At 62.1% G+C, this 15,650-nt stretch carries 12 protein-coding genes; 2 read left to right on the plus strand and 10 right to left on the minus strand.

Annotated elements, in window-relative coordinates:
• Positions 1-110: 110 nt before the first annotated feature.
• Positions 111-2,483 carry a Tex family protein gene (locus tag ETC27_RS01190; protein WP_136253160.1) on the minus strand — a complete coding sequence of 791 codons (2,373 nt, stop codon included), beginning with the start codon at positions 2,481-2,483 and terminating at the stop codon, positions 111-113.
• 241 nt (positions 2,484-2,724) lie between these two features.
• On the opposite strand from ETC27_RS01190, the gene ETC27_RS01195 reads away from it, so the two are divergent.
• Entirely contained in the window at positions 2,725-4,398 is a 1,674-nt protein-coding gene (locus tag ETC27_RS01195) for a methyl-accepting chemotaxis protein (RefSeq protein WP_306462150.1), read from the plus strand.
• A 130-nt stretch (positions 4,399-4,528) separates the two neighbouring features.
• On the opposite strand, the gene msrB is transcribed toward ETC27_RS01195, so the two are convergent.
• The 5 genes from msrB to yrfG form a co-directional block, all read right to left on the minus strand.
• Positions 4,529-5,026, minus strand: coding sequence for a peptide-methionine (R)-S-oxide reductase MsrB (msrB, locus tag ETC27_RS01200; RefSeq protein ID WP_136253162.1), 498 nt, complete (start codon positions 5,024-5,026; stop codon positions 4,529-4,531).
• A gap of 199 nt (positions 5,027-5,225) precedes the next feature.
• Positions 5,226-6,806: a phosphoenolpyruvate carboxykinase gene (locus tag ETC27_RS01205; protein WP_136253163.1), complete on the minus strand. Its 1,581-nt coding sequence runs from the start codon at positions 6,804-6,806 to the stop codon at positions 5,226-5,228.
• Positions 6,807-7,046: 240 nt separating this feature from the next.
• Entirely contained in the window at positions 7,047-7,928 is an 882-nt protein-coding gene (hslO, locus tag ETC27_RS01210) for an Hsp33 family molecular chaperone HslO (protein ID WP_136253164.1), read from the minus strand.
• 62 nt (positions 7,929-7,990) lie between these two features.
• Positions 7,991-8,377 carry an RNA-binding S4 domain-containing protein gene (locus ETC27_RS01215; RefSeq protein WP_136253165.1) on the minus strand — a complete coding sequence of 129 codons (387 nt, stop codon included), beginning with the start codon at positions 8,375-8,377 and terminating at the stop codon, positions 7,991-7,993.
• Between the two features lie 2 nt (positions 8,378-8,379).
• A complete protein-coding gene (yrfG, locus tag ETC27_RS01220) occupies positions 8,380-9,066 on the minus strand; it encodes a GMP/IMP nucleotidase (protein WP_136253166.1) in 687 nt (228 codons plus the stop codon).
• A 73-nt stretch (positions 9,067-9,139) separates the two neighbouring features.
• Here yrfG and nudE point away from each other — a divergent pair, with 73 nt between their 5' ends.
• Entirely contained in the window at positions 9,140-9,730 is a 591-nt protein-coding gene (gene nudE / locus ETC27_RS01225) for an ADP compounds hydrolase NudE (RefSeq protein ID WP_136253167.1), read from the plus strand.
• A 40-nt stretch (positions 9,731-9,770) separates the two neighbouring features.
• Here nudE and ETC27_RS01230 read toward each other — a convergent pair whose 3' ends face one another.
• The 4 genes from ETC27_RS01230 to thiP all read right to left on the minus strand — a co-directional run bounded on the left by ETC27_RS01230 (position 9,771) and on the right by thiP (position 15,622).
• Complete coding sequence (locus ETC27_RS01230; RefSeq protein ID WP_136253168.1) at positions 9,771-10,838, minus strand: oxidoreductase; 1,068 nt, start codon at positions 10,836-10,838, stop codon at positions 9,771-9,773.
• A 414-nt stretch (positions 10,839-11,252) separates the two neighbouring features.
• Positions 11,253-13,097: a dihydroxy-acid dehydratase gene (gene ilvD / locus ETC27_RS01235; protein WP_136253169.1), complete on the minus strand. Its 1,845-nt coding sequence runs from the start codon at positions 13,095-13,097 to the stop codon at positions 11,253-11,255.
• 169 nt (positions 13,098-13,266) lie between these two features.
• Positions 13,267-13,917: a thiamine ABC transporter ATP-binding protein gene (locus tag ETC27_RS01240; RefSeq protein ID WP_136253170.1), complete on the minus strand. Its 651-nt coding sequence runs from the start codon at positions 13,915-13,917 to the stop codon at positions 13,267-13,269.
• A gap of 40 nt (positions 13,918-13,957) precedes the next feature.
• The gene (gene thiP / locus ETC27_RS01245) at positions 13,958-15,622 is read right to left on the minus strand and encodes a thiamine/thiamine pyrophosphate ABC transporter permease (protein WP_136253171.1); all 1,665 of its coding nucleotides are present in this window, start codon (positions 15,620-15,622) and stop codon (positions 13,958-13,960) included.
• Positions 15,623-15,650 lie beyond the last annotated feature (28 nt).

Consider the following 15,650-nt stretch of genomic DNA (forward strand, 5'->3'; position numbering starts at 1 on the left):
GCGTTCGCACGAAGCCGGACCCCGAAAGCCCGGCTCTCAAATAGGTGATTATGCGGCCTCGCCGACGGCTTTCAAGCCGCCATCAGCGAGGCATCACTTGCGATGACGAATCAGCCTTGTGAATGCGTCTTGCGCTTGGCCTGCAAAAGGGCCTCGCCAAGAGCGCCCACCGACGCATTGCTGCGGGCCGGTTCACTGCCCTGCCGACGCGACTTGCGTTCTGTGGAAGCACTGCGCCGCGACTCGCCGCCGCTCTCGGCCTCGGCCTTGTGGGTGTCGTCATCCAGGCGCATCGACAGGCCGATGCGCTTGCGCGGAATGTCCACCGCCATCACCTTGACCCGCACAATATCGCCGGCCTTGACCACACTGCGCGGGTCTTCGACGAAACTGTGCGATAGCGCCGAGATGTGTACCAGACCGTCCTGATGGACGCCAATGTCAACGAAGGCACCAAAGTGCGTCACATTGGTGACACTGCCCTCAAGCACCATGCCAGGCTCGAGATCCTTGAGGGTCTCGACGCCTTCGCGAAACTCGGCGGCCTTGAATTCAGGGCGCGGATCTCGGCCCGGCTTGTCGAGCTCCTTGAGGATATCGGTAATCGTCGGCACCCCGAAGCGCTCGTCGGCATAATCGGCGGGCTTGATCGCCTTGAGGGTGGCGCTGTCGCCGATCAGGCTCGCCACGTCGCAGCGACCGGCCTTGGCAATACGCTCGACCAGCGGGTAGGCCTCGGGGTGAACGGCACTGGCGTCCAGCGGATTATCGCCTTGCATGATGCGCAGAAAGCCGGCGCACTGCTCGAAGGTCTTGGGTCCCAGACGGCTCACCTCGAGTAACGCCTTGCGGTTCGAGAAGGCCCCCTCGGCATTCCGGCGGGCCACGATGTTCTCGGCAAGCCCCGGATTGAGACCCGAGACGCGAGAGAGCAGCGCGCTGGAGGCCATATTAAGATCTACCCCTACCGCATTGACGCAGTCCTCGATGACCGCCTCGAGGCTTCTGGAGAGCTGAACCTGAGAGACGTCGTGCTGATACTGGCCAACACCTATCGACTTGGGCTCGATCTTGACCAGTTCCGCCAGCGGGTCCTGCAGGCGACGGGCGATGGACACCGCTCCCCGGATGGTGACGTCGAGATCCGGGAACTCGCGTGCCGCATACTCAGAGGCGGAGTACACCGACGCACCGGCTTCGCTGACCATTACCTTGCTGAGTTGGCGCTTCCCTTGACCACCCAGCTGGGTGATCAGCTCGCCGGCCAACTTGTCGGTCTCGCGACTCGCCGTGCCATTGCCTACCGCAATTAGCGCCACGCCGTGCTTATCGACCAGTTTGCCAAGCACCGCCAGCGACTCGTCCCAGCGCTTCTGGGGCGCATGAGGATAGATGGTGGCATGCTCGATAAACTGACCGGTAGCATCGACCACCGCGACCTTACAGCCGGTGCGCAGGCCCGGGTCAATGGCCAGCGTGGCCTTGGGGCCCGCCGGTGCCGCCAGCAGCAGATCCTTCAGGTTGGCAGCGAAGACATTGATGGCCTCGAGCTCGGCGCGTTCGCGAAGCCTACCCATCAGTTCGGTTTCAAGGTGAGTGTAGAGTTTGACCCGCCAGGTCCAGCGCACCACTTCACGCAACCAGCGGTCAGCCGGACGACCGGGTTGCTCGCCGGAAAGAGCGATGCCGGCCTGGCGGGCGATGGCCACCTCGGCCGGATGCACCGGCGCCTCATCCTCCCCGGGTAGCTTGAGCGACAGCGCCAGCACCCCCTCGTTACGACCGCGGAACATCGCCAGGGCCCGGTGTGAGGGTGCCTTGGCAAGCGCCTCATCATGCTCGAAGTAATCCGAGAACTTGGCGCCCTCTTCAGCCTTGCCTTCTATCAGGCGAGCGCTGAGCTGTCCTTCGTCCCAGAAACGCTCGCGCAGCCGTCCGACCAGTTCAGCATCCTCGGCGAAGCGCTCCATGAGGATCTGCTTGGCGCCGTCGAGCGCCGCCTTGGCGTCCTCAATGGCCGGAACCTCCCCATCAGCGGGGCGCAGGTAGCCTTGAGCTTCCTGCTGCGGGTCGAGAGATGGATCGGCGAGCAGCGCATCCGCCAGCGGTTCGAGGCCCGCTTCACGGGCAATCTGCGCCTTGGTACGCCGCTTCTTGCGATACGGCATGTAGAGGTCTTCGAGACGCTGCTTGGTGTCAGCGTCGCGAATCAAGGTGGCAAGCGCGGGGTCGAGCCTGCCCTGTTCGTCAATGGCGGCAAGCACCGACTCGCGGCGCTCTTCGAGTTCGCGACAATAACGCAAACGCTCATCGAGCTGGCGTAGCTGAGTGTCATCAAGCCCGCCGGTGACTTCCTTGCGGTAGCGGGAGATGAAGGGAACGCTGGCCCCTGCGTCGAGCATTTCTACCGTGGCCGCCACTTGCTGAGGGCGAACGGCGAGTTCTTCGGCTAGGCGAGCATTGATCTTGGCTTGTGCGTCCATGGAGTCCTTGACGTTCGACCGACGAAAGATCGCGACAAGGTATCATAATCACCGGGGCGCCGCTGCCATCGCAGCGGCGCCCCGAACGGCCAGTCGCCCATGGGGCGCCAATCGATGCCTTACCCTCAAGCGAGCGTGTCAGCGGCCGATAGCAACATCATGTGGCCTTCATTCCACATATCCCTACCTCTGGCGGCTCAGGATACCAAGGCACATGCTCAAGCATTTGAATAAGATAAGCGTGAAATATGCGATCGCCTTCATCGGCGTGGCGCTGTCGTTGATTGCGGTCGTGACGGTCGACTTCTTACTGGTCAATACCGTCAAGGAGCGCATGACAGAATTCAGCAACACCTTCAACAAAGCCACATCCAATGTGCTCAACGCCGACCGTGATCTCTACCAGGCGCATGTCGCCACCCTTGAATACCTGAGTGAGGAGCCAGAGACGACGGGCGCCCAGACCCAGCTCGACGATTACCGTGAAAACGCACAGCAAGCCTATGACCGGATGCAGACCTTCCAGAGACTGCTTGCCAACTATCCTGACATCATCGCCAAGCTGGATGAATTCGAGCCCCTCTACTCGGCCTGGCGCCGTCAGGCCGATCAGGTCTTCTCTCTGTACGACAGTGGCCGCGTCGACGATGCAGAAGCTCACTTCGAAGGCCCCATGAGCGAGGCCTTTGGCACGCTGCGCGACGTCTACGACGTCGGGGGTGAGGCCGTCGCTGCCAAGATCGAGACACTTGAAGCCGCCACCCTGGAGAAGGTCAAGGCGCAGCAATACACGGTCATGTTCTTTACGCTGCTGGTCGCCATCGTCGCCGTCGCCATCGCACTGGGCGGTCCGCTGATGATGTCTCGTGCGATTCGCCAGATCACCCATCGCATCAAAGAGATCGCCGAGGGCGATGGCGATCTGACCGCACGCATCACGTCCAATCGCCGTGATGAGATCGGTGAACTAGCCTCTCAATTCGATGTATTCGTCGCGCGCATCGACCGAACCCTGCAATCCGTTCGCGCCAGCACTCATGGCGTACACAATGCCTCAGACGAGATCACCAAGAGCAGCCAGGATCTGGCCTCGCGTAGTGAACAGGCGGCATCCAGCCTGCAGGAGACCTCGGCCTCCATGGAAGAGATCACCTCTACCGTGAGTAACACCGCCGAAGCGGCGCAGCAGGCCGATCAACTGGTGCAATCGACATCAAATGTCGCGCGCGAAGGCCAGCGGGCGATGACTCAGGTCGAGAAGACCATGGACGAGATCAGCGCCTCAGCCGCCCAGATCAAGGACATCATCACCCTGATCGACGGCATCGCCTTCCAGACCAATATCCTGGCACTCAACGCTTCCGTCGAGGCGGCACGCGCCGGCGAGCACGGCCGTGGTTTCGCTGTTGTGGCGCAGGAAGTCCGCACGCTGGCTGGCCGCTCCAGCGATGCGTCGCAGAGCATCCGCGAGCTGATCGACACCTCGGTGACGCGCACCCAGTCTGGTGCCGAACTGGTCAAGAGTACCGGAAAGACCATGGAGGAGATCGTCGAAAGCATCGGTCGCGTCACTGACGTTATCGGCGACATCAGCGCCGGCGCGAAGGAGCAAAGCCAAGGCATTAGTCAGGTCAATACAGCGGTGAGCGAACTCGACGCCATGACCCAACAGAATGCATCCATGGTCGAACAGACCAATGCCGCCGCGGCTGCCATGCAAGAGCAGGCTGAGCGTCTCAACGTGCTGATCGCCTCGTTCCGGTTGGGCAATGACGTGAGCGAGGCCCGGTCCTCCTCCTCGACAGCCGATTCAAACGCAATGCGTTCACTCTCCTCGGCGTCTCTCACCCGAGCCACACCAAAGCCATCACCCAAGCCCGTCAGCAGGCCGGTCGATGAGTGGGAGGAGTTCTAGTCAAGCACGCTAACCAAGCACCCAAAGCAAGTACTCAAAGCAAGTACTCAAACCAGAGCGCAACCAAAATAAAGACGGCCAGGGCATTTGCCCTGGCCGTCTTGCTTTTGGTCAACGCTGCACCACCGGTTCAGGCCGCCACGAAACTCAATGCCAGACCGTTGTTGCACCAGCGAAGGCCGGTGGGCTGTGGCCCATCGTCGAACACATGTCCCTGATGACCACCGCAACGTGCACAGTGATACTCGGTGCGCGGCCAGATCGCCTTGTAATCGACCTGCGCCAGCAGGTGGCCTTCTACGTGAGTGAAGAAACTCGGCCAGCCGGTGCCAGAATCGTACTTCATGTCGCTCTTGAACAGCACGAGGTCACAACCCGCACAGCGGAACTCACCCTCGCGGGTTTCCTTGTCCAGCGGGCTCGAGTGAGCCGGCTCAGTGCCCGCCTCACGCAACACATGGAACTCTGCCTCGCTCAGCCGTTCACGCCATTGCGCTTCACTGAGCTCCAGCACCTCGATCCCCGCGGCACGTTCGAGGTCGGGCTTGGGGCGAGCACTGGCAATAGCGGGAAACAGACTCGCCATACTGCCGGTCGCGAGCAGACCGAGAAAATGTCGACGTTGCATTGTAACCTCCACTGGGGCACCACTTGGTGCGCTGACGCGACTGCTTGCTTGAACGCACCGCGATGCCTGGATACGGCTGCCGTAAAGGCGACACCCACAAAAAAGGGAAGCCGCGGCTTCCCTTGTTCGACTCCGGATTGCCGCCAGGGTTCGTCCTGGCGCCACCCCCTTCGACAGATCGCACTTACACAGGTCGTACTTACGCCAAGCGCGGACCGGCCTTGACGATTGCCTCATCGACGCCGGCAAATTTCTTGAAGTTGTCGACGAATTTGGCGACCAGGTCCTGCATGTGACGCTCATAGGCGGCGCGATCTTCCCAGGTCTCGCGCGGGTCGAGCAGGCGCGAGTCGACGCCCGGGACAGCCAGCGGGACCTCGAGGTTCAGGCCTTCGACGGTGCGGGTCTCGATATCACGCAGCACCCCGGACTGAATGGCACTGATGATGCCCCGGGTAGTAGGGATCGCGAAGCGCGAACCGCCCTCACCATAGGCGCCACCGGTCCAGCCGGTGTTGACCAGATAGACACGGGCGTCGTTTTCTTCGACGCGCTTGATCAGCAGGTCAGCATACTCGCGGGCCGGGCGCGGGAAGAAAGGCGCACCGAAACAGGTCGAGAAGGTGGCTTCGAGACCTGCAGAGGAGCCCATCTCGGTAGAGCCGACCTTGGCGGTGTAACCGGAAAGGAAGTGGTAGGCCGCCGCTTCCTTGGACAACAATGACACTGGCGGTAGCACGCCGGACATGTCACAGGTCAGGAAGATGATGGCATTGGGCTCGCCGGCACGGTTCTCTGGTACTCGTTTCTCGATGTGTTCGAGCGGATACGCCGCGCGGGAGTTCTGAGTCAGACTCCCGTCGGTAAAGTCCGGGCTTCGACGGTCGTCGAGCACCACGTTCTCGAGCACGGCACCAAATTGAATGGCCTTCCAGATCACCGGCTCATTCTTCTCGGAAAGATCGATGCACTTGGCGTAGCAACCGCCCTCGATATTGAACACCGTGCCCTTGCCCCAGCCATGCTCATCGTCACCGATCAGGTAACGGGCCGGGTCGGCAGACAGGGTGGTCTTGCCGGTACCGGAGAGACCGAAGAACAGGGTGGTCTCGCCATCTTCCCCGACATTGGCACTGCAGTGCATCGGCAAGACGTCATGTGCCGGCAGCAGGAAGTTCTGTACCGAGAACATGGCTTTCTTCATTTCTCCGGCATAGTGCATGCCGGCAATCAGCACCCGGCGACCCGCAAAATCAAGAATCACCGCCGCTTCGGAATTGGTGCCGTCTCGTGCCGGGTCACAGGCGAAATTGGCGGCATTAAGAATGGTCCACTCATCCTTGGTGGCCGGATTGTAGGCCTCGGGACGCACGAACATGGTTCGACCGAACAGGTTCTGCCAGGCTGTCTCGGTGGTCATTCTTACTGGCTGGTAATACTGCGGATCAGCCCCTACGTGCAGCTCGGAAAAGAAACTGTCGCACTCCCCCAGATAAGTCTCAACCCGCTCCCATAGTGCCTCGAAGGCAGCTGCATCGAAGGGTCGATTGACGCTGCCCCAGTCGATCTGTGAGCTAGTCGAGGGCTCATCGACAATAAAGCGATCCGCCGGTGAACGCCCCGTGCGTGCTCCGGTGTTCACCACCAGCGCACCATTGTCAGCCAGGTGCCCCTCACCACGCAGTAGGGCATGTTCGATAAGCTCTGCACTGCTCAGGTTGGTGAATGGCTGCTGACTGGCAGTCGCGTCAACGCGGGAGACGGCTTGGTTCGTGGTCATGTAGGTGTCCTGGGCCCGAAGGCACTTCTCTCTCGTTATCCGGCGCGCAAAGACGCGCCTTCTGGATTCGCGCCGACGCCAATGACAGGTGGGCCTGTTCTTTTAAGGAACGACGCCGGGCAGCTCGAATGGACAAGCATTATGGCAAAAAGGACCGTCCGGGAAAACGCCCCGTTTCGCCATCGTTTGTGTAGTTTTCCTACAACATAGAAGCACTTATCCGACGATGGCGTGAATCGCTCAGTGCAACGTCGGCGAGGAGGCATCAGGCGACTGGATCAGCGCCTCGATTTCTGCCGCACCGAAATGATAGTGGGTATGACAGAAATGGCACTGGGTATCAACGGCCTGCTGTTCCTCGAGAATGCTGCGAAGCTCCTGCTCGCCCAGATTATGCAGTGCCCGGGCGATACGTTCCCGCGAACAGCTGCAGGCGAAGTACAAGGGCTTGGGATCAAACACCCGGACGGTTTCCTCATGATACAGCCGGTTCAGCAATTCATGCTGCTCGAGACCCAGAAGCTCTTCATCCTTCAAGGTGCCGGCCAGATACACGGCACGCTCCCACGCATCCTGATCCTGGTTCTGGCTCTCATCGGGAAGACGCTGCAGCAGCAGACCACCGGCTCGATGCTGTTCAGCATCCGCCGATAGCCAGAGCCGGGTGGGTAACTGTTCGGAGCGCGTGAAGTAATCTTCCAAACATCCCGCCAGGCTGTCTTCGCTGAGCTCGACGATGCCCTGGTAGCGATTGCCCTCACGCGGATCAAGGCTGATCACGATACGGCCATCGCCCAGCAGCTCGCGAAAACCGGCACCTTCAGCAGGTAATGACTGCTCTTCGTCGAGCCGCGCAATGCCACGCAGCTCGCCACCGGGATTGGATTCGGCCATCAGCAGGCCCAAAGGCCCATCGCCACGCACCTCAAGGCTCAGGGTACCGTCGAGCTTGACGGTTTCGGTGAGCAGCGCCGCAGCACTGAGCAGCTCACCCAAAAGCTTGGCCACCGGTGCCGGGTAGGTCTGGGTATCGAGTACCGCCGCGTAGGCCGCATCGAGGGTCATCAGCTCGCCGCGAACGTTGGTATCGTCGAGCAGGAAGCGTTGAATCTGGTCGGTCATATGAAGAATTCCGGTAACATCGAATCTGGTAGGAGCGCAACTCCGACGGTCTCGGACGGCGCCTAGTCGCCTGAGTCGCGCATGAAACGCTTGATCTCACGCCGGTCGCGTCGATCGGGCCGCTTATAGGGATGCTGCATCGCCTGGTTGGCCAGCCGGCGCTGCTCGCTCTCCTTGGCACGGCGTGCAGCACTCTCTTCGGTCTCACGGTAAAGGGTGCGCGCTTCGGGGGCGCCCCGACGCTGCCCTGAAAGCGCCAGCACCTCAACCTCATAGGTATCGAAGCCCTGAGGCACACGGATCAGGGCGCCGACCTCCACGGTCTTGCTGGTCTTGGCGCGACCACCGTTATAGTGCACCTTGCCGCCTTCGATCGCTTTCTTGGCGAGTTGCCGCGTCTTGAAGAAGCGCGCCGCCCATAGCCACTTGTCGAGTCGTACCTCGGACATGCTCAGTCCTCCGCTTGGTGATGACTGATGACTGGCCGCTCACTTGGCAGGATGCTTGAGAAACGATCGAGGGCGATGAACTCCTCGAGGTCCCGTTCGGGTCGACGGCTGTCGGGCTGCTTGATACCCAGCAGGTGGCGGATGCCAAACTCACGGGCGCTCTCGAGCACCGCCGGGTTATCGTCGATGAAAAGCGTACGGGATGGATCGAAGGGCTCGATTTCCTGGAGGGCGAACCAGAACTCCTGGGCCTCCTTGGCCACGCCGACATCCGCCGATGACACGATCGCATCGAGAAAATCCTCGAGTCCGGTCAGCGGCAGCTTGAGCGCCAGGCTTTCACGGTCGGCATTGGTGGCGAGCACCACTCGTGGATGGGCTTGCTTGAGCCACTTAAGGAAGTCCAGGGCGTCGCTACGCAGGCCGATCAGATGCTGCACTTCACGCTTCAGCTCAGCAATATCGACGCCCAGTTCGCGACTCCAGTAGGCCAAGCTATACCAGTTGAGGGTGCCCTGCTCCGATATGATGCGTGTGCGGATAGACTCCTGACTGGCATCATCCAGACGATGCAGCTCAACATAACGCCGAGGCAGATGTTCCAGCCAGAAGTGACTGTCGAAATGCAGATCCAGCAGGGTACCGTCCATGTCCAGCAACACGGTATCAATGGCTCGCCAGTCGATCATCGGCCAAGGGCTCCGCAGCAATGAATAGAGTGATATTGTACCCCTTCATGCCACCGCTGCCCACGGAGCCCCTATGCCACAAGACGCCGATTGGCCGCAAAAACCTCGCACCCTAGCCCGCCGCGAAGTCACCAGAAGCCGACTGTTCGCCATTGAAGAAATGCAACTGCGGTTCAGCAATGGGGCCGAGCGCACGTTCGAGCGCCTGATGCCAAGCGGCAACGGCACTGGCGCGGTGATGATGGTGGCGATGCCGGACCCGGAGCATGTGCTGCTGATTCGCGAATACGCCGCTGGCTTTGACGACTACGTACTGACGCTGCCCAAGGGCGTCGTCGATCCCGGGGAGGACATCGTCAGCGCGGCCAACCGCGAACTGATGGAAGAATGCGGCTTCGGCGCTCACCGCATTGAACCACTGGTGGAACTGTCGCTTGCGCCCAACTACATGCATCACCGCATGCAGGTCATGCTGGCAAGCGATCTTTACCCCCACCGACTGGAAGGCGACGAGCCGGAGCCGTTGATCGTCGAGACCCACGCCATCGCCTCACTGCCTGCCCTTCTCGCCCGGGAAGACTTTCACGAGGCTCGCGCCATCGCCGCCCTCTATATCGCAAGAGATCGTCTGCGCGAAGCCAACCCGCCGACGAGTCTTTGGTAGCCAAACGCAGGCCCTCGTCACTGACGGGGGCTCTGGGCGGCTAGCGCTTTCGCATGCCCTGCCCCTCACTCAACTTGACCCAGCGCTGCTGGCGATAGCTGTCCAGACCCGCTTCCAGCAGCGTCATGACCTTGAGCGCCGAGCCGACCTCGACCGGGTTCTCCGCCTGGCCAGCCATCGCATCCGCGATGCCTTGGTAGTAGGCGAGATAATCGCCTGGCAGCGTCGGATGTTCACGGGCCACCAGCGACTGAGCATTCTCATCCCAGGTGCGCAGGGTGCCATGGTCCGTATCGACGCCCCACTCAGGCCCCGGTGTCTCGCCGGCCTTGAGCCGATCCTCCTGGGGGTCGAGGCCATACTTCACGTAGCTGCCCTGTGTGCCATGGGCGGCAAATCGCGGTGTCGGTTCGGCAATCAGTGCGCTCGCCTTGAGCGTTACACGCCGCTCTTCATAGTCGAGCAGCGCCACGAAGTCGTCATCGGTCTTGGCGCCATCACGGCTGACGGCCAGGTCGAGAAGTATCCCCCGCGGCATCCCGAACAGCTCCAGCGCCTGGTCAAGCAAGTGCGGCCCCAGGTCATACCAGATACCGCCACCGGGCTGTGGCTGTTCGCGCCAGCGATCGCGCACCTCGGGGCGGAAGCGATCGAAGCGCGACTCAAACGATACCAGACGCCCAAGCTCACCGGACGCCAGCAACGCCTTGAGGGTCAGGTAGTCACTGTCCCAGCGGCGGTTATGAAAGACCGAGAGCAGCCGGTTGGCTTCTTCAGCCAGCCCACGCAGTGTCTTCGCCTCTGAGACCGTCACGGTGAAGGGCTTGTCGACGACCACATGCTTGCCAGCGGCGAGTGCCGCCTTGGCCAGCGGAAAATGGGTCTGATTGGGGGTGGGAATCACCACCAGATCGATATCGTCGCGCGCAAATAACGCCTGGGGTTTGGCCTCTACCGCCACCTGGGGAAGGCTTGCGTGCACCTTGTCGGCGTCGCTCGAGGAGATCGCCACCAACTCAAGATTGGGTGTGGCCTGAATTAACGGAACGTGAAAGGTCTGGCTGGCGAAGCCGAAGCCCACCACGCCGACCGAAAACTTCTGTTTCATCTGGGGTCCTTGAGGCATGTTGAAGAGTAATGGCCCCTGGGCCGGAAACGCCGCGACGATATAGAGCCGCGGCGCTCATGCATATCAAAAAACGGTCAGAAAAACGTCATATCGACCTTGGTCGAATCAACCATACTCAACAATGACCGTCCTTTTCCACCCTGGTGGCCATTCATTACTCGGGAGGTTGCTGTGATGTGTTATAGCGAGGAAAGTCTTTCACTCATGCGCCTGTGGTATGAGCTGGAATCTGAGCTGGCATCTGCATTGGAATTAGAACGACAGGCCCTACAAGACGGAGAAGAGACGCTGCCTCGGGCGGCGTAGCCCCATCCAACAGAGGCGAGCCGATCTGCATAGAGGCCCGCGCCTTGGGCGCGGGCCTTGTCATTGGCGGCTCAGGCAAGAAGGGGCTCAGTCGAGCTTGTCGAGATCGCGCACCGCACCCTTGTCGGCGGAGGTCGCCAGCAGCGCATAGGCCTTGAGGGCCGCCGACACCTTGCGGGTCCGCTCGATGGCAGGCTTCCAGGCCTTTTTGCCACGCGCTTCCATGGCTTCGCGACGTGACGTCAGTGTGGCGTCATCTAGCAGCACGTCGATGCGGCGATTGGGGATATCGATGCGGATAATATCGCCCTGTTCGACCAAGCCAATGGCGCCACCGGCCGCCGCCTCCGGTGAGACATGGCCGATGGAAAGCCCCGAGGTGCCGCCCGAAAAGCGCCCGTCGGTCAACAGCGCACAGGCCTTGCCGAGCCCCTTGGACTTGAGATAGCTGGTCGGGTAGAGCATTTCCTGCATGCCCGGACCGCCCTTCGGGCCTTCGTAGCGAATCACCACCACGTCGCCCTCGCTGACCTTGTCAGCAAGAATATGCTCGACTGCCTGGTCCTGGGACTCCACCACATGGGCACGGCCCTCGAAGACCAGGATGGAATCATCGACCCCGGCGGTCTTCACCACACAACCATCGGCGGCGATATTGCCCTTGAGCACGGCAAGTCCGCCCTGGGTCGAGAAGGCATGGGCGAGATCGCGGATGCAGCCGGTGGCTCGATCGCCATCCAGGCTCGGCCAACGCGCACTCTGGGAAAATGCAGTCTGGGTCGGAATGCCGCCGGGGCCGGCGCGGAAGAACTCCACCACCTCGGGGCTCGGCGAGCGCATGATGTCCCACTCATCGAGCGCCTCGGCCAGGCTATCGCCATAGACGGTGGGCACGCGCGTATCCAGCACGCCGGCCCGATCGAGCTCGCCGAGAATCGCCATGATGCCGCCGGCCCGATGCACATCCTCGATATGATACTTCTGGGTATTGGGCGCGACCTTGCACAGCTGCGGGACTTCAAGCGACAGCCGGTCGATATCGGCCATGGTGAAGTCAACCTCGGCCTCCCGGGCGGCGGCCACCAGGTGCAGGATGGTATTGGTGGAACCGCCCATGGCGATATCCAGGGTCATGGCGTTCTTGAAGGCCGCCTTGTTACCGATGGCGCGGGGCAGCAGGTGCGCCTCATCGCCCTCGTAGTAGCGCTTGGCCAACTCGACGATGCGATGCCCGGCGGTCTCGAACAGCCGACGGCGATCGGCGTGGGTGGCGAGCACCGTGCCGTTGCCGGGCAGTGCCAGGCCCAGCGCCTCGGTCAGGCAGTTCATCGAGTTGGCGGTGAACATGCCCGAGCAGCTGCCACAGGTCGGGCAGGCGCTACGCTCGACTTCGCTCAGCGTCTCGTCATCGACGCTGTCATCGGCGGCCATGACCATGGCATCGACCAGGTCGAGACCATGATCCAGCAGTTTGGTCTTGCCGGCCTCCATGGGTCCGCCGGACACAAATATCACCGGCACGTTGAGGCGCATGGCGGCCATCAACATGCCCGGGGTGATCTTGTCGCAGTTGGAGATACACACCAGGGCATCGGCACAGTGGGCATTGACCATGTACTCGACGCTGTCGGCGATGATGTCGCGACTGGGCAGCGAATAAAGCATGCCGTCATGGCCCATGGCGATGCCGTCATCCACGGCGATGGTATTGAACTCCTTTGCCACCCCGCCGGCCTTCTCGATCTCGCGCGCCACCAGCTGCCCCATGTCCTTCAGGTGCACATGGCCCGGCACGAACTGGGTGAAGGAGTTGGCGACGGCGATGATCGGCTTGTGAAAGTCGTCATCCTTCATGCCTGTGGCGCGCCACAGGGCCCGGGCACCGGCCATATTACGACCAGCGGTGGTAGTGCGAGAGCGATATTCGGGCATGCGATCCTCGTGTCTTCATGCGCGTCTCGTGTTCCGAGACATTGGTATTATATTGGCGCCATCATCGCTGCCGGGCGCCTGGTGTCCAGCAAGCCGCAGATTTTTACACGCCCCCGCCCGCCAGGGAAGTGCACTTGGCGGGTTGTACTGACTGACGCATCTGCCAAGCCTAGGGGGACACCAGGCGCCCCTCCACAAGCCGCAGTCGTCGCTGCGCCAGGGCCTCGACATCTTCCGGATCATGGCTGACCAGCAGTACCGCCACGCCGGCGGCCTGCTGGCGGCGCACCAGCCCCCAGAGCGCCTCGCGATTCCCCCGATCAAGCCCGCTGAAAGGCTCATCGAGCAGCAACACGCGTGTCTCGCGCACGAGCGAGCGCAGCAGCGCCACCCGCTGCTGCTGGCCACCTGAAAGCTCACCGGGTAGCCGGTCATGCAGGCCACCCAGCCCAACCTCGGCAAGACCGTCGAGAATATCCGAGCGTTGATCGTCGGAGAGCCTCAGGTCAGGTGACAGCCCAAGGCCGACATTGATCCAGACCGGCAGATGCTCGAAGAGGTTGTGGTCCTGAAAAACGGTGGTCATGCCGCGCGCCCACGGCGGTTGATCGGTAAGGTCCTCGCCAAGCCAGGTGAGCCGGCCACCACTTGGGCTGAGAAAGCCCGCCAGGAGGTTCAGTAGCGTGCTCTTGCCCGCCCCCGAGGGCCCCGACACCGCCAGGCATTCTCCCGGCGCCAGGCGAAAGGAGAAGGCAAAATCCGGGGTCTCCCCCGGATCGCAGCGTGTGTAATGAAAACTCAGATTATTGGCATCAAGCATCAGGGATCCGGACGATCATTCGGGAGGGATAACGCAATGGTTAGCGCAATGGATAGCGCGGTAATCGACGCGTCAGCCAGCCAAGCAGCACGAAGAGCGCCGCTACCGTTGCCAGCAATATCAGGGCGGTAGCCGCTGCAGTCTGCCAACGGTAACTGCCAAGCTGCTGATACAGGAGCATCGGCAGCGTCGGCGCCGAGGGGCTGCCAAACAGGGCAATGACGCTGAAGTCGCCAAGCGATAGGGTCATGGCATAAGCCATGGCCAACGCCGCCGGACGCCGCAGGCGTGGCCACAAGAGCCAGCGAAAGCGTGTTACGCCCTGTATGTCGAGTTGATCGGCGAGGCGCCGCTGCGCCATCGGCAAGCCGAGCAGTGCCCCCCGCAGCACCTGCATCACAAAGGGCAGTGCCATGAAACCGTTGACCAGCACCACCAGACCATATCCCTGCCAGCCACCACCCAACCGGGGGCGCAGTAACAGAAAAAGCCCGGTGCCGAGCACCAACGCCGGTAACACCAGGATCAGCTGGCCGCTGCCCTCCATCAGCCCCGCCGCCAACCGCTTGCCACGCGCTGCCAACCAGCCATGGCCGGCGATCAGCGCAATGCCCAGCGTCAGCGCCAGGCCGCCTGCCCCGGCGGCCATGACGAGACTGCGCCAGAGGGCCGGCCACAGACTCGCCTGATGCGCGAGATCGGCCAGCCCGCCGAGACCGGCCACCACCACCGCCACCAAGGGCGGCAGCAACAACAAGGCTAATCCAAGGAGCCAGAAGGTATCGGTCAACCGCGATATCCCCAAGGCATCGCGCCGCTGCCAGCGACCGCCAAGTGGCGCCGAGCCGTCGCCGACGGCTAATGAGGGGGCCCCACCCTGACTCAGTGCCAGCCCCCAGAGCCCGAGACAGATCGTCAGCTGAGTCAAGGCCAAGAGAGCCGCCAGCGCCAGATCGTTATCAAACTTGAGGGCCTGATAGAGCGCCACCTCAAGCGTCGTCGAGGCCGGCCCGCCGCCCAGGGTCATGACGATGGCGAAGCTGGTAAAACAGAGCGTAAAGACTAAGGCGGCGAGCCGCGGCAAGAGCCGCTTGAGCGCCGGCCATTCAAGCGTTCTCCAGATGCCGCGGCGTTTTAGGCCAAGCTGGGCCGCGAGACGCCAGTGAGCGGCGGGCGCGCGTTCGAGCTCCTGCAATAACAGTCGAGCCGCCAGCGGCAGGTTGTAGAAGACGTGCGCCAGCACAATACCGGAAAGCCCATACAAATAGCCCTCCTGTGATCCGGTCAACGCTTCCCAGAGCGGCGCCGCCCAGCCCTGGCGGCCATGCACCGCCACCAGGCCGAACAATGCGATCAGGCTGGGAACCACCAGCGACAGTTCCATCGCACGAAGCAGCAGGCGGCGCCCGGCAAAGCGCCGCCGCCGGGCGAGCGCCACGGCCACCGGAATAGCCAAGCCAAGCGAGACAAGCGTCGACAAACTGGCCTGCCAGAGGCTGAAGCGCAGAACTCCAGCCAGGTAAGGCTCCTGCCAGAGGCTCGCCATCGAGATGCCGGGCGCCTGAACAAGCAGCGCCCCCAGACTGCCAAGGCCCAGCCCGACCAGAGCCGCCAGCGCCGTGAGCCCCGCCCACAGCGGCAGTTGGGTCAGCCGCCGCCGGCCGTGAGGCGACGCCTTGCCTGCTGTTAGCGCCTCAGATGCCATGGCACGCGGCCAAGACCTGAAGGAGCCT

The sequence above is a fragment of the Onishia niordana genome (assembly GCF_004798965.1).
Taxonomy (GTDB): Bacteria; Pseudomonadota; Gammaproteobacteria; order Pseudomonadales; family Halomonadaceae; genus Onishia; species Onishia niordana.

Bases quoted from the DNA above. Each gene is read 5' to 3' on its own strand.
- ETC27_RS01190 (WP_136253160.1), bottom strand. From the start codon at position 2,483: ATGGACGCACAAGCCAAGATCAATGCTCGCCTAGCCGAAGAACTCGCC.
- msrB (WP_136253162.1), bottom strand. From the start codon at position 5,026: ATGCAACGTCGACATTTTCTCGGTCTGCTCGCGACCGGCAGTATGGCG.
- ETC27_RS01205 (WP_136253163.1), bottom strand. From the start codon at position 6,806: ATGACCACGAACCAAGCCGTCTCCCGCGTTGACGCGACTGCCAGTCAG.
- hslO (WP_136253164.1), bottom strand. From the start codon at position 7,928: ATGACCGACCAGATTCAACGCTTCCTGCTCGACGATACCAACGTTCGC.
- ETC27_RS01215 (WP_136253165.1), bottom strand. From the start codon at position 8,377: ATGTCCGAGGTACGACTCGACAAGTGGCTATGGGCGGCGCGCTTCTTC.
- yrfG (WP_136253166.1), bottom strand. From the start codon at position 9,066: ATGATCGACTGGCGAGCCATTGATACCGTGTTGCTGGACATGGACGGT.
- nudE (WP_136253167.1), top strand. From the start codon at position 9,140: ATGCCACAAGACGCCGATTGGCCGCAAAAACCTCGCACCCTAGCCCGC.
- ETC27_RS01230 (WP_136253168.1), bottom strand. From the start codon at position 10,838: ATGAAACAGAAGTTTTCGGTCGGCGTGGTGGGCTTCGGCTTCGCCAGC.
- ilvD (WP_136253169.1), bottom strand. From the start codon at position 13,097: ATGCCCGAATATCGCTCTCGCACTACCACCGCTGGTCGTAATATGGCC.
- ETC27_RS01240 (WP_136253170.1), bottom strand. From the start codon at position 13,917: ATGCTTGATGCCAATAATCTGAGTTTTCATTACACACGCTGCGATCCG.
- thiP (WP_136253171.1), bottom strand. From the start codon at position 15,622: ATGGCATCTGAGGCGCTAACAGCAGGCAAGGCGTCGCCTCACGGCCGG.